Source organism: Granulicella sp. WH15, from assembly GCF_009914315.1.
Classification (GTDB): Bacteria; Acidobacteriota; Terriglobia; order Terriglobales; family Acidobacteriaceae; genus Edaphobacter.
In genome coordinates, this window is sequence record NZ_CP042596.1 from 892596 (window position 1) to 905520 (window position 12925).

The window sequence follows — 12925 nt, forward strand, 5'->3', positions numbered from 1 at the left end:
TTCCTTTCAGACGACTGCTGGTGCTGTTGAAGAGATCAGGCGATTGGAGACTATGAGGCTCTGCTTCTTATCGTGCGTTCCTGCTTCCATTGTCGCTTTCTCCGCTCGTGAATGACAAATAGGAGGCAGATTAGGAGTGGGGTGGAGACTGTGGCCCATATCTCGTAAGTTTGTTGGTGGGCAGTGCCTACGGTCAGGTCGGTTGTGCACTGGCCGGTTCTGCCCTTGCGGTTTACGTCGATAGTGATTCGCCAGCGTCCGGGGCGAGGGAAGGTGATCTGGGCTGCTTGCAGGATGCCTCTAGCCGATGAGCCGTGGGCGGTTTGGGCTACGATCTTATTGGCGGGGGCTGCATCGAGTTGGTTCAGGGTGAGTCTGACCTCGGCATCGGTGATGAACTCGCCGGTGGCGGCATCTTCGACCCCAATGCTTAGATCCGCAGGGCCAGTCGTCAAGGTGTCCGGTGTGGAGAAGAGCGTGACCATATAGGGGCCTGCGCTTGCGTGCATCTGCACGCGGCCTCCGTCGCCGTGGGCGGGCATGACGAAGAGCAATGCGGCCGCCAGGGCTAGAAGGATGTGTCTCATGACATCACCATGCCGCGCATCGCCATGGGCTGCGTCAGGATCCAGAGGCCAAAGCCGTAGAGGCACACCACTACCGCAGACCAGGTGATCCACAGCAACAGGGGACGGCCTCGGTCCTGCGCGATCTGCTGCGCGAGTCTCCAGCCAGCGTAGAGCGATACGAGAAGGCCGCTGTCCAAAAGAAGGAATTGGATCTGTTCCAGTGTATTGGGCCGGATGTTGCTACCGATGTCCCAGTGGGGTGCTCCGAGGGGATAGCAAGGGCTCCCGCAATGGAAGATCGATACGGCTTGAAGAGTGGCGAAGTCGCTCATTGTTTGTTGCAGGGCAGGGAAGATTGAAGGCAAGCCTGTGCCGAGATGAAAGATGAGGTGGGCGGCCCACATGGCCAGTCCTAAGGGGAGAAGCGCGAGGGAGAAGCGACAGAAGAGTTCGCGTATGCTCGTCCCGGCGAGATGGCCAAGGCGTTGTTGTGCTGTGGCTACACAGATGGTGATTGCTATGAGTGTTAGTACGAAGGCAACGATGCAACTGCCAGGCCCTAGAACTGCGGCGAAGGCGGGATGGTTGGCTCGTAGGCTGTCCAGGGCACTGACGCTGGGGCCGACCATGACGGCGGCTGTTCCGAAGGCGCCAAAGACGATGAGGAGGGCGATGGTTGCTACATCACGACGGTTCGAGAGACGTCCCAGCGAGGAGCGGGCGGGGTCGCGCAGGAGATCGCGGAGGGGGCTGGCTGCGGTGACTCCGATGTTGTCGTGCGGGCAGGCTTTGACGCAATCCATACACAAGGTGCAGTCGAGATTGCCGATCTTCTGGGGGATGTAAAGGTCGAGTTCGCAGCCGCGTTGGTGGTTGTTGCCCTGGATGCAGTCGTGGGTTGTGCATGAGGCGCAGATGCTCTTGCTGCGGGCGGTCAGCTCGAGCGGAGAGATCAGCGAGCTCACGAAGTTGAACTGGCCGATGGGGCAGACGTACTTGCAGAAGCTCGCGCCGCGGAAGAGGGCGTCCACGACGAAGGCTGTGATGAAGTAGGCGAGCAGGATGGCGGCGGTGCGGCGGGGTACGTCCCAGATAGTCCACTCTTCGTATGCCCAGAAGAAGGCAAGCATGAGTGCGGCGGCGATCCACTTTCTGCGCAGTGCTACCGGCCAGCGCCAGCGGGGTGTCTTGAGCAGGCGTGTCAGCTCGCGGGGCAGCATGAAAGGACAGGCCATGCAGAAGAGGTTGCCGGCGAAGAGAAGCGCCAGCACGCCGAAGACGCGGACCACGTTCCAGGGAACGATGCCGGCGAGATTCATCGAGCCCATCTGGTGGCCGAAGAAGCCGTGAGCCATAACCAAAACGGTGATGAACAGGCTGACTGCTTGTAAGCAAAGGCGGCCGTAACGCCAGCGCAGAAGAGCGCCGATCCCGTAGAGGCGTAGTAAGTCGAATGGAGCGGACGTGGGCTTCTGGCTCAGGATGATGAGTTGTTGTGGACGACGGCGGCGCTGCGTGGAGAGCAGGGAGAACGCAATCAGCATGAGTGGGCCGAGAAGGAAGAGGTCTCCGATGACCCACATGCCGACACCGGCGGCGATTTGATCGTTGAGCGCGGAGAGGCCGAAGAGGCGCGGAACCTGCGCGTAGGTGGGGTAGAAGACTTGTCCCGAAAAGGCGAAAGAGGCTGACAGGACGGTGTTGATGATGCTCGCGCCGAGCAGGTAAGGGATCACCAGCCAGCGGGTGAAGCGAGCGCGGCTTGGCCAGGGTTGGATGACCGTCCACCAGAAGAGCAGCGAGGTGAAGAAGAAGCAGCCGTGCTCGACCTCATGCCAAGAGCTGGAGCGGAGGGCCAGCTCGTAAGCGGCAGGCAGGTGCCAGCCGACGTAGGCTGCGTTCATCGCTATCCAGCCCACGGCTGGATGAGTGATGGCGTGTCCTATCTTATTGACCCACCCGGTGCTGGACCACGGAGCTACGATCTCTCGCATCAGCGTTTTGGGCAGCCCGCGCAGTAGTGGAACTGTGGGCACCCCGAGCAGGATTAGCGGAGGCGCAACCGACATGAGGATGAAGTGCTGCGCCATGTGAGCGGTGAGCAGTAGATTTCCCAGTGCGTCTAATGGGGAGGCGATGGCCAGCCAGAGCGATAGGATGCCGCCTGCAAAGCAGAGTGCTCGCCAGGGGGGAAGCTCGTGAGGGCGCGTGAGCCTGACGGTTAGAAACCCTTTGAGGTAAAGAGCGGAGAGGAGCAACAGACCGCACGTAGGCCAGAAGGGACTCGCCCAGGTGCGCGTTACGACTGTTCCTACGTCTTCAAACATGTACTCCCACTCTTACGAAGGACAATGACAATACTAAGGCTTCGAGTGTAGCTCCGAGCCGGGATTTTTCATCCCTAATACGTGTTGCTTGAAGACGCTGCAAAACTTCGCCACTGTCTTGGGCTTGCCTAGACCAAACCATAGGATGATGATGCCGACGGTGAGGATGTGAGTTGAGACAAGAATGAAACCGATAATGTCGAGTGCCATTGAAAACTCCCGGGGTGTTACTGCTGCTCAAGCACACCCGCCGGATCTACCGGCTAGTTATCAGTATGGCCTTGGGAGAGGAGTCGATTCGCGCACGGCACGTTTTGAGATTCATTTTGAGCAAGATTCGACTGGTTATAGCAAGAATCGGTTTTGCGCGATCAGTGGTTGAAGGGCGATGCCGGAAGGTGATACTACTTCAGAGATGTCCACTTTGCCACGAGTCCACATCAAGTACTGCACTCAGTGCCGATGGCTGTTGCGCGCTTCCTGGATGGCGCAGGAGCTGCTGACGACATTTCAGGATGAGATCGGCGAAGTCGCACTGATCCCCGGCACAGGCGGCGTCTTCGAGGTGGGTGTGAACGATGAGCTCATCTGGTCGCGTAAGGATGAGGGCAGGTTCCCGGACATCAAGGAGCTTAAGCAACTGGTGCGGGATCGGATTGCTCCGGGAAGAGATTTAGGGCACACCGACCGTTGAAGCTATGACGTTCGCATGTTTTAAATGATAGTCTCCGAGTCCATCTGGCTGGTGCGGTTGCTCTACCTGTGGAAAGAGATGCGCCGCCTGCAGGAGGGCATCGCGGTGCGGATGCTTGAGGTCAGAAAACAAAGAACTGCGAGCTATCTAAGTCGCTTCAGAAGAGGATATGCGCAGGGCTATTCAGAGTAGCCCTGCGCATATCCTTTATTTGGTGATAGCTGCATGTACTGCTTCTGTCAGCGTAGTAGTTGGGCGACCAAGCAGGGCTTGAAGGTCATGGGACGTGGAGTCCAGTTCGCCCTTTGCTGCGCCCGCGTCTGAGTTGGCGAGGAGAGAGGCTAGAGCCGCGGGGAGTCCGAAGCCGAGTAGCGCGGTCTCATATTCGCTTGGAGTCAGGTTTTTGTAGGCCACTGGTACGGAGGCGATCTTTGAGACTTCAGCGGCTAGTTCGGAGAGTGTGTAGGAGTTGTCTCCGGCTAGCTCGTACACCTTATTCTCGTGCCCTTCGCCCGTAAGCACTGTCGCGGCTGCCAGAGCATAATCCTCTCGAGATGCTGAGGCTAACTTACCGTCTTGGGCGGCTCCCAGGATCGTTCCATGCTGTAGCGCAGGGCCGAGCACCTCCGTATGGTTTTCCAGATACCAGCCGTTGCGCAGTAGGACGAATGGCAAGCCTGAGGAGCGAATGTGCTCTTCCGTTGCCAGGTGCTCGGTTGCCAAGGCCAGGGCAGAGGTGTCTGCCCTCAGAATGCTGGTGTAGGCAAGAAGCTTCACATTCGCTGCTATGGCGGCGTCGATCACGGCCTTGTGCTGTGCCACGCGCTCGCCGAGTTCGTTCGATGAGATGAGCAGGACCTTTTCCGCGCCGGCGAATGTCGAAGCGAGCGTAACGGGCTTGGAGTAGTCGGCCTGCCGCAGCTGAACTCCCAGAGCGGCGAGGTCCGAGGCTTTTTCGGGGTTGCGGACAGCCGCGACGATCTGAGTTGCCGGAACCTTCTTTAGCAATCCCTTGATGACATGATGGCCAAGTTTCCCTGTTGCTCCTGTGACGACGATCATTTGCTTTCTCCTTATCCTTCTCACGGCCAATCGAGTGCAGCTGGCCATAACGAAAGCCTAGAGCATTGGCTAACTTTTCGTAAGTACGCACATTAAGGTAAGCTACTTACATGCCCAGTCCAGCTAAAGTTCTCACGGGGAGACAAAAGAGACGGAAAGGGAATGTATACGACGAGAACTGTCCGTCTCGAATCGTTCTCAATCACCTGATGTCGCGGTGGGGGTGCCTAGTGCTTCTTGTTCTTCTGGATGGGACACAGCGTTTCAGCGAGCTGGCACGAGGCATCGGAGGCGTCAGTGAAAAGATGCTGGCCCAGACTCTCCAGACCCTCGAAGCAGATGGATTTGTGCTGAGAACGGTATACCCGACCATTCCTCCTAAGGTCGAATACAGCCTGACCCGTCTCGGGAGAGAGGTGGGGATTCATATTAAGACGCTGACGGATTGGGTGGAAGAGCATGTTCCGGAGGTGCTCGGAAGCCGCTCGCAGCTTGCTGGGCGACGGGAGTCCTCTAGTCGCCTCATCGCTCGTTAGCCGACGAGGAGATTCGTTCGGTATTCCAGCAGCTTCGTACCATCGCTATCAGGATAGATGGCTTGTAGTATGTGTCAGAAGGCGGCTAAATGTGTGGCTTCGACACCATTGTTCTGCTCCGGGATGGAGACGGTAAAGGTGCTTCCTTCGCCCGGCTTGGAGTCTACCGTGATGACCGATTGATGCGCTTCCACAACCCATTTTGCGATGGATAGGCCCAGGCCACTGCTGCTCCCCTCCTCCTGGCTCCGTGCCTGATCGACACGATAGAACCTGTCGAAGATCTTCGGCAGCGCCTCTGCAGGAATGCCAATTCCCGTATCCTTTACAACCAGTTGGATGGTTTCGCCATTTGCTTCCAGAGAGATGCTGATAGAACCGGACTCCGGCGTGTACTTAATCGCGTTGTCGAGGAGGATCGTGACCATTCGCCGCAGCAGGGAGAGATCTCCAAGCATCCAGGCGTCGTCGTCGATACGTGAGGTGAGAACCTGATTCTTGAGCCTCGCCTTGGCCGCGAAGTGCTGAGACATCTCGAGGACGATCTGCGAGATGGGAACGGGACGGCGTTCGATGTTCTGATGCACGAGGTCGGCTCTCGCTACGGCGAGCAGGTCTTCGAGAAGCTGAGAGGTGGCCTCACATTCGACAGCAATCGTGCTTAGCGCGCTCTGATACTCTTCGGTCGATCTCGTTCTGCTCAAGGCGAGGCTGGCTGTGGTGAGCATGATCGTAATCGTGGTGCTGAGATCGTGGGAGATATCGCCCGTAAATTGCGTGAGTCTCGCGACTGCAGTCTCAAGCCTGCCTAGCAGCTCGTTCCATGTCTCAGCGAGTGTTTGTAGCTCGTCTCCAGTATCGGGCACAGGCAGCCGACGCTCGAGATCCTGAATCCCGATCTTGCGCGCCTCTGTTGTCATCTGGCTGACAGGGGTGAGCGCGCGGTTGCTGAGAACATACCCTCCCGCAGCCGAGGCAAGGAGCAGGAGCGGGCAGAAGAGCAGGTAGGAGTTGCGTACAGCGCGGAGGATATCTTCATGCTCGTCGATCTTGCCGGAGAGGGACAGGCGTATCTTGTGGCCGTCAAGTATGACCACGTGGTCAAGCGTGCGGACGGTGTGGCCGTTCTGGTGAACGAGGTCGTAGCAGCGTTCCAAACACGACTTGTTGGGCCAGGGAACCTTGAACTCGGGACTGCCGGGCGAAGAGTAGATGAGGCTCCCATCGAGTTCATAGGCCTGAATGATGTCGGTGGAAGCGAGTGCAATGCTGAACAACTGGAGCTTTTCAAGTAGGTCGAGCGCAGGGCCTTGCCGGGGCCAGGTGGCGATGTAGCGGATGACACGCTCCTCGCGTGCTTCCATGGTGTGCTTGCGAGAGCTTTCAAGCTGGCGGCTGAGATACCAGTACGAGAAGCAGCCGAGGCAGATCATGGAGGTCAAGGTAAAGATGATGTAGAGCAGAGAAAGCCTGATGCGAAGAGAGCGTAAGGTGATCTTCATTTTGGAACTGCCAGGGTATATCCGAGAGAGCGGACGGTTCGAATGAGGCTCTCGCGGCGATTGATGTCGATCTTCGAGCGCAGGCTGTGCATGTAGAAATCGACGCTGCTGTCGCTTACTTCCGCATCGTAAGACCAGCCGGCCTCTCGCAGTTGATTGCGTGTGACTACTTGGTTGGCTCTACGCATGAGCAGCTCGAGCAGGGTGTATTCCTTCTTTGTCAGGGCTATCTCGTTGTCCGCGCGACGAGCGACACGGCTGGAGGTATCAAGTTCGAGATCGCCAGCGAGAAGCTTCTTCGGTTGCAGCATGGGGCTGCGACGGCCTATGGCGCGAACGCGCGCAATGAAGACCTGAATCTGAAACGGCTTGGTGAGGTAGTCATCCGCGCCGAGGTTCAGACCATGCACGATATCCCTCATGGAATCCTTTGCAGTCAACATAAGGATCGGAACCAGGCACTTGCGCTCACGTACCTGCTCGAGCACGCTAAAGCCATCTAGACCGGGCAGCATGACATCGAGCACAGCCGCGTCAAATGCGGTTTCCAGCAGGAGATCGCGCCCATCGTCGCCCCTTTGCGAGAGCACAACCTGATGCCCATCTTCGATCAATCCCTGCCGTAGGATATTGCCAAGTCGTTTATTGTCTTCGACCACAAGGATGTTCATAGGGACCATTAGAGATGCCAGGATGTGAACAGTTTGCGGACGTCCGATGAAATAGAGGTTACAAGCCTTCGTTTCTAAGGCTTGTCTAAGACGGTCCGGCTTGAATGAACCTATCAGCAGCTCGAGAAGAAGATCCAAGGAGTGCTCGTGAAGAGCACCGTGTGCAACGCGTTCGATGCGATCGAACACATGTGCATCTCGTGCCGGCTGTATAGGAGAGCGCATTGAAGATCCGAAACATATTCTGCACCGCTCTGCTGGCTCTTTCTCTACCAGGAGCCCATGCGGAAGAAAAGCCGAAGACCTCCGAACACCGACCGAAGCTGATTCTGGCAATCGCAATCGATCAGTTCCGGTATGACTACACGACTCGCTTCCGTGATCGCTACACGGGCGGCCTGGCCACGATGCTGTCGCAAGGGGCGGTGTTTGTGGATGCGCATCAGGATCACTTTCCAACGGTTACTGCCACCGGTCATGCGACTTTTCTGACTGGATCGGTGCCTGCGACGAGCGGCATCATCGGCAATGACTGGTACGACCGCGCGTTGGGCAAGACCATCACCTCGGTTGAGGATGCGAAGACGACTCTTCTTGGGGCCGGTTCGGGGAAAGAGGGAGCGTCGCCGCACAACCTGATCGTGAGCACGCTCGGTGACGAGATCAAGATCGCTGATCGAGGCACGTCAAAGGTGATTGGCATCTCGATGAAGGACCGGGCGGCGATTCTGCCCGCGGGGCGTATGGCGGATGCGGCCTACTGGATCGACAACCAATCGGGCAATGTCGTGAGCAGCACGTGGTATCAGTCGAAGCTGCCGGAGTGGGTCGAGCAGTTCAACTCCACTAAGCCCGCTCTGAAGTACCTGGGCGCGACGTGGTTTCCCATTGGGAAGGATGCCTTCTCTGCGAAGCCGTTTATCACGCTCTCGAACATCGCGAATAAGGCTTACTTCTCTGAGTGGGAGAAGACACCGTATGCCAATGACATGCTTGAAGAGTTGGCAGAGCAGGTGCTCCGTCATGAAGACCTCGGCCATCACAACGGAACCGATGTGCTGACGATCAGCTTCTCCGCGAACGATCATCTTGGCCATGCGGTTGGGCCGGATGCGCCCGAGGTCGAGGATATGTCCGTATACACGGACCGGGTTCTGGCCAAGCTTCTGGATGCGGCGGTCAAGCAGGCGGGCGGTCTCGAGAACCTGCTGGTGGTGGTTACTGCGGATCATGGCGTGTCGCCCGTGCCTGAGGTAAACACGGCGCGCAAGATGCCGGGTGGACGTATCGATAAGAAGGAGTATCTCGGCAAAATTCAGGATGCTCTAACGAAGAAGTTCGGTGAAGGGAAGTGGCTGCTGGGGGTTCAGGAGTCCGGCTTTTACTTCAACTACGATCTGATCGCGCAGAAGAAGCTAAAGCCCAGTGCTGTCGAAGACGAGGCTGCAGCGGCTGCGATGACGCTTCCGTATGTCGCGCGGACCTATACCCGCACGCAGTTGCTGAAGCATGAGGCCGCGCAGTCGCAGATCGACGAGTATGTCGCACGAGCCTTCTTTCCTCAGCGTGGTCCCGATGTGATTGTCATCATGAAGCCCTACTATCTCGGGGGCGATTCGGGCACTGGGCACGGCTCTCCTTATGACTACGACAGCCATGTACCGCTGATCTTCTATGGCAGCAAGGTGCGGGCTGGTGTCTATAGCAAGCGCGTCGGCGTCAGCGACGTAGCGCCAACCCTGGCGGCGATCCTGCAGATCGAGACTCCAAGCGGCAACGTTGGACATGTGCTCGAACAGGTAGCTGAGCCATTTCTCGAGTCGAGGCAGCAGTCACATCTGCCGCACTCGACTCCGAAACATTCTGCGAAGCAGTGATGTGGTGATCGTTGCCACGACTGACAACAAAGTCGCTGCGCGGTATGCGGTGATGATGATTCGCACTTAACCAAATGCAAGTCAACCTTCCGTCTAGGAGAACCTCTATGTCGATCATTAAAGCTATCCTCGTCTGCTCGCTATCCCTGTCGTCTGTCTCCACCGTGTTGCACGCCCAGGAGGCGAAGAAAGCTAAGGCTCCCGCGCAGGATCCTTCTACCTACATGCACGTGAGCGCACCTTTCGCCCAGTCCCTGGTTGTGAAGGTCAAGGCTGCTCATGACGACCAGATCGTCAAGCTTGGCATCCATGCCGTTCCGCCGAACGAGACTGACAACGTCATCATTGCGAACATCACGCTCTCTAAGGTCGGCAAGAAGTCTTCCGATACGGACATGCAGAAGCTGGCAGGTGGCAAGCCGGTGGCGGCGAAGATTGACAAGGATAAGGTCTTCGATCTTCTGATTCCGATGACCGATGCCAAGGGCCGCGATCTGAGCGGCGGCTTCGTGGTGATGGAGGTTCCTTACGCGAAGGCGGCGACTGAAGAAGAGGCGATCAAGATCGGCGTGGCCATTCGGGATGATATGCAGCGTCAGATCCCCAGCAAGAAAGCTCTGTACCAGTAACGATTCATCAACCCTAAGGAAAGAAGGATCGTGATGAAGAAACTTTTTTTGCTCTTTCTACTATCGGTTCTGCCTGCCCTGGCGCAGACGGACCGTGCAAGCCTGACGGGTTCGGTCACTGACCCGTCAGGCCGCAGGGTCGTCGGGGCTCACCTCGTAATCACGTCCGAAAATACGGACACTCAGCGTCTCACAGATACTAACCAGGCCGGTGCTTACACTGTAAGCTCTCTGGCTACGGGCGCATATACTGTAGCGATCAATGCGCCCGGATTTTCTCCCTATGTTCTGGAGGGCGTGACGCTGGACGTGGGACAGACCCGCACGCTTGACGCCAAACTGGCTATCGAAGGCACAAGCACGCAGGTCGAAGTTTTGGACTCAGGTCTGTCAAAGTCCTCTGCTGAGATCGGCGGAGTCGTCCATGGCAAACAGGCGCAGGATCTTTCGCTCAACGGCCGGAGCTTTGTAGGTCTTGTCTCTCTCGTTCCGGGAGTGATCGACGGAGGCACTGGTACGCAGCAGGATGTACGTTTCGCGGGGCTCTCGGACGAAGATAACACTTGGCATCTGGATGGAGTCGATAACTCCGGCATCAATCACCAGTACCAGAAAGTCGATCTTCACCTGCAGGTCTCGACGGAGGCCATTGCCGAGTTTCGTGCCAACGGCGTTGGCTATAGCGCGGATCAAGGCGGTTCGGTTGGTGGACAGATCGAGGTCGTATCGAAGACCGGTGGTGCTCAGTTTCATGGAGCGGCCTGGGAGTTCATTCGCAACAACTACTTTGATGCGACTCCGTGGGGAGCAGCCGGATTTCTTCCCGCTCTGCGACGGAATAACTACGGTGCAAATCTCGGTGGCCCGATCTTGAAGAAGAAGCTTTTCTTCTTTGCGAACTACGAGGCCGTACGTGAGATCTTGAATAAGCCCATCACGGGGACCGTTCCCACCGCGAGCTTCAGAGCGCAGGTCGCGAGCCAGCAGCCTGTATTAGCTCCGTTGATCAATGCTTATCCGCTTGGCCAGATCGCTATTAGTCCGACCAGTGCCACCTATAATGGCACCGGCAAGCAGATTACACGCGAAGATTCGGGCTTGATTCGTGGCGACTATCACGTCAGTGACCGCATGAGTGTCTTTGTCCGCGTCAACACGGATCACTACACCCAGACGGCGCCTGATAACCTGCCGCCTGCAACTGGATTCAACAACCTGAACACGCCTAACGCCACGATTGGAGTTCAGAACACCTTCACGCAGCGGTTCTTCAACGACTTTCGCTATGGCTTCAATCGCGCACAGTTTCTCCAGGGGCAGAACACGCCGTTTGCGTTTGCCCTTTCGATCTCACCCTTCACCAGCATCGGCAATCCGAGCGGTTCTATTCGCAACGACAACTCCTTCACCGGCATCGATGATGCAACCTTCCTCTTCGGGCGTCATACCATCAAGGCTGGAGTTACCGTGCGTCGTGTGCAGGAGAACAAAGCCTCGCCGAACAGTCCCGATGAGACAATTTCTTATACCAGCACTTCGACCTTTCTCAGCAATCTGATCGACTCCGACAGCTACAATGGCACCGTTCCCCTGACAGGCCAGCGTTTGACGGAGTACTTCGGATACGTCCTCGACCAGTACAAGCTTGGCTCGACAGTGAATCTGAATATCGGCCTGCGTTACGAGTACTTCGGCGTCAACCACGAGGTGTTGGGGCGAGGCATCAGTGTCGATCCCCTCAACTGCCCCAATATCGTCTGCCCCAGCAATATTGGCTGGTACAGCCCCAACTTGCTCGATCTGTCTCCCCGTATCAGTGGCGCATGGTCTCCTGAGCTTCTTCATGGCAAGACGGTCTTCCGTGCGGGATTCGGAATCTACTATGGCTTCGGTCAGTTTGGAGGTCTGGGCACTCCCATCTCGAACATAACCCCGGCAAAATACACTCTGACACAGGCTCAGTCTCCGGGACTTAGCTATCCGGTTCCGCCAACACTTGGTACTCAGACAGGAAGCTCAAGCCCCTCGGGTGCGCCGATCAATCGGCGAGACACGGCAGTGGATGAGTGGACGATCTCCGTTCAGCAGGAGATTGCCAAACAGACGATCTTCCAGATGTCGTACTTCGGTACAAGCGCATCGCACGTCTTCTCCGATTGGACACTCAACGGAATTATTCCCGCAACCGGCAAACGTCCTTATGCGGGGTATTCGACGATCGACTACCGCGGAACCTTCAATCATGCCAGTACCAACGCATTCCAGACCAGCCTGCAGCGGAATGTATCCAGAGAGCTATCGCTCTCGGCTAACTACGAGTGGTCGCATTCGATTGATAACGGCGGCCTCGGTGGTGGCGAAGCCGATGTCCCGCAGAACGTCGCCTGCCCACGGTGCGAACGCGCTGCAAGCGACCAGGACATGCGCTCTTACTTTACCGGCAGTGCTATCTGGCAGCTTCCGTTTGGGCGAGGACGCAAGTTCCTGAACACCGGTTCACGTACTGCTGACTTCTTCCTGGGAGGATGGCAACTGAGCACGATCGCATACGCGAGAGGTGGGCTTCCTCTCAACGTGACGGTGAGCCGCAGTGCAAGCGCACTGCCGGATCAGATCAACAAAAGCCAGCGTCCTAACGTGGTTCTGGGAGTGCCGCTTTACTTTGCAGATAAGACACCACAGCACTGGCTCAACTACGAGGCCTTCTCCACGCCGGCAAATGGCACCTGGGGTAATCTCGGACGTAACGCGGTGCGCGGGCCGGCACACTGGCAGATCGATCCTGCGATCAGCAAGCGTTTCCCCATCACGGAGAGAGTGGGCACTACCTTCCGTGCTGAGGCGTTCAATATCTTGAACAAGGCGCAGTATGGCAAACCGGCAACAACCTGGGCTCCGGCTACCACTGTTCCTAACCCGAATAACTTTGGTGTCATCACCTCTGCTTACAACACGAACACTGCCGGATCCGGTGGGCCTCGAGACTTGCAGTTCAGTTTGAAGGTTGACTTCTAACTTGTCGAGTAAGCAATAAGAAAGCCCCGCAGATATCTGCGGG

The 12925-nt window shown here is 57.1% G+C and carries 12 protein-coding genes; 6 read left to right on the plus strand and 6 right to left on the minus strand.

Features of this window, described 5'->3' with window-relative positions:
• Positions 1-50 precede the first annotated feature (50 nt).
• Genes FTO74_RS03835 through FTO74_RS03845 form a run of 3 tightly spaced genes read right to left on the minus strand, consistent with a single transcriptional unit; the run spans position 51 to position 3106 of the window.
• Entirely contained in the window at positions 51-587 is a 537-nt protein-coding gene (locus FTO74_RS03835; protein WP_162536952.1) for a FixH family protein, read from the minus strand.
• Positions 584-2896 (minus strand): cytochrome c oxidase assembly protein, encoded by a 2313-nt coding sequence (locus tag FTO74_RS03840; RefSeq protein ID WP_162536953.1) that lies wholly within the window; start codon positions 2894-2896, stop codon positions 584-586. The genes FTO74_RS03835 and FTO74_RS03840 overlap by 4 nt, the downstream gene beginning before the upstream one ends.
• A gap of 33 nt (positions 2897-2929) precedes the next feature.
• Positions 2930-3106 carry a hypothetical protein gene (locus FTO74_RS03845; RefSeq protein WP_162536954.1) on the minus strand — a complete coding sequence of 59 codons (177 nt, stop codon included), beginning with the start codon at positions 3104-3106 and terminating at the stop codon, positions 2930-2932.
• Positions 3107-3311: 205 nt separating this feature from the next.
• Between FTO74_RS03845 and FTO74_RS03850 the strand changes: the two genes are divergently transcribed.
• Together FTO74_RS03850 and FTO74_RS03855 are read left to right on the plus strand one after the other, a co-directional pair.
• Positions 3312-3590, plus strand: a complete 279-nt coding sequence (locus tag FTO74_RS03850; protein ID WP_162536955.1) for a SelT/SelW/SelH family protein — start codon at positions 3312-3314, stop codon at positions 3588-3590.
• 24 nt (positions 3591-3614) lie between these two features.
• Positions 3615-3782: a hypothetical protein gene (locus tag FTO74_RS03855; protein ID WP_162536956.1), complete on the plus strand. Its 168-nt coding sequence runs from the start codon at positions 3615-3617 to the stop codon at positions 3780-3782.
• A gap of 15 nt (positions 3783-3797) precedes the next feature.
• Here FTO74_RS03855 and FTO74_RS03860 read toward each other — a convergent pair whose 3' ends face one another.
• Positions 3798-4652, minus strand: coding sequence for an SDR family oxidoreductase (locus FTO74_RS03860; RefSeq protein WP_162536957.1), 855 nt, complete (start codon positions 4650-4652; stop codon positions 3798-3800).
• A 209-nt stretch (positions 4653-4861) separates the two neighbouring features.
• Here FTO74_RS03860 and FTO74_RS03865 point away from each other — a divergent pair, with 209 nt between their 5' ends.
• The gene (locus FTO74_RS03865) at positions 4862-5188 is read left to right on the plus strand and encodes a helix-turn-helix domain-containing protein (RefSeq protein ID WP_255462487.1); all 327 of its coding nucleotides are present in this window, start codon (positions 4862-4864) and stop codon (positions 5186-5188) included.
• A gap of 74 nt (positions 5189-5262) precedes the next feature.
• Here the strand turns inward: FTO74_RS03865 and FTO74_RS03870 are convergent, their stop codons facing one another.
• Both FTO74_RS03870 and FTO74_RS03875 read right to left on the minus strand, forming a co-directional pair.
• Positions 5263-6690 carry an ATP-binding protein gene (locus FTO74_RS03870; protein WP_162536959.1) on the minus strand — a complete coding sequence of 476 codons (1428 nt, stop codon included), beginning with the start codon at positions 6688-6690 and terminating at the stop codon, positions 5263-5265.
• On the minus strand, positions 6687-7361 hold the full coding sequence (locus FTO74_RS03875) for a response regulator transcription factor (RefSeq protein ID WP_162536960.1): 675 nt from the start codon (positions 7359-7361) through the stop codon (positions 6687-6689). Before FTO74_RS03875 ends, FTO74_RS03870 begins: the two co-directional genes overlap by 4 nt.
• 224 nt (positions 7362-7585) lie before the next feature.
• Between FTO74_RS03875 and FTO74_RS03880 the strand changes: the two genes are divergently transcribed.
• From FTO74_RS03880 to FTO74_RS03890, 3 genes are all read left to right on the plus strand, one after another.
• The gene (locus FTO74_RS03880; protein ID WP_162536961.1) at positions 7586-9238 is read left to right on the plus strand and encodes an alkaline phosphatase family protein; all 1653 of its coding nucleotides are present in this window, start codon (positions 7586-7588) and stop codon (positions 9236-9238) included.
• A 107-nt stretch (positions 9239-9345) separates the two neighbouring features.
• Positions 9346-9867: a hypothetical protein gene (locus FTO74_RS03885; protein ID WP_162536962.1), complete on the plus strand. Its 522-nt coding sequence runs from the start codon at positions 9346-9348 to the stop codon at positions 9865-9867.
• A 33-nt stretch (positions 9868-9900) separates the two neighbouring features.
• Positions 9901-12882, plus strand: coding sequence for a carboxypeptidase regulatory-like domain-containing protein (locus FTO74_RS03890; RefSeq protein WP_162536963.1), 2982 nt, complete (start codon positions 9901-9903; stop codon positions 12880-12882).
• The last annotated feature ends 43 nt before the right edge of the window (positions 12883-12925 follow it).

What these genes read in the sequence shown, in the direction of transcription:
- FTO74_RS03835 (WP_162536952.1), bottom strand. Translation starts at nt 587, where the DNA reads ATGAGACACATCCTTCTAGCCCTGGCGGCCGCATTGCTCTTCGTCATG.
- FTO74_RS03840 (WP_162536953.1), bottom strand. Translation starts at nt 2,896, where the DNA reads ATGTTTGAAGACGTAGGAACAGTCGTAACGCGCACCTGGGCGAGTCCC.
- FTO74_RS03845 (WP_162536954.1), bottom strand. Translation starts at nt 3,106, where the DNA reads ATGGCACTCGACATTATCGGTTTCATTCTTGTCTCAACTCACATCCTC.
- FTO74_RS03850 (WP_162536955.1), top strand. Translation starts at nt 3,312, where the DNA reads ATGTCCACTTTGCCACGAGTCCACATCAAGTACTGCACTCAGTGCCGA.
- FTO74_RS03855 (WP_162536956.1), top strand. Translation starts at nt 3,615, where the DNA reads ATGATAGTCTCCGAGTCCATCTGGCTGGTGCGGTTGCTCTACCTGTGG.
- FTO74_RS03860 (WP_162536957.1), bottom strand. Translation starts at nt 4,652, where the DNA reads ATGATCGTCGTCACAGGAGCAACAGGGAAACTTGGCCATCATGTCATC.
- FTO74_RS03865 (WP_255462487.1), top strand. Translation starts at nt 4,862, where the DNA reads ATGTCGCGGTGGGGGTGCCTAGTGCTTCTTGTTCTTCTGGATGGGACA.
- FTO74_RS03870 (WP_162536959.1), bottom strand. Translation starts at nt 6,690, where the DNA reads ATGAAGATCACCTTACGCTCTCTTCGCATCAGGCTTTCTCTGCTCTAC.
- FTO74_RS03875 (WP_162536960.1), bottom strand. Translation starts at nt 7,361, where the DNA reads ATGAACATCCTTGTGGTCGAAGACAATAAACGACTTGGCAATATCCTA.
- FTO74_RS03885 (WP_162536962.1), top strand. Translation starts at nt 9,346, where the DNA reads ATGTCGATCATTAAAGCTATCCTCGTCTGCTCGCTATCCCTGTCGTCT.
- FTO74_RS03890 (WP_162536963.1), top strand. Translation starts at nt 9,901, where the DNA reads ATGAAGAAACTTTTTTTGCTCTTTCTACTATCGGTTCTGCCTGCCCTG.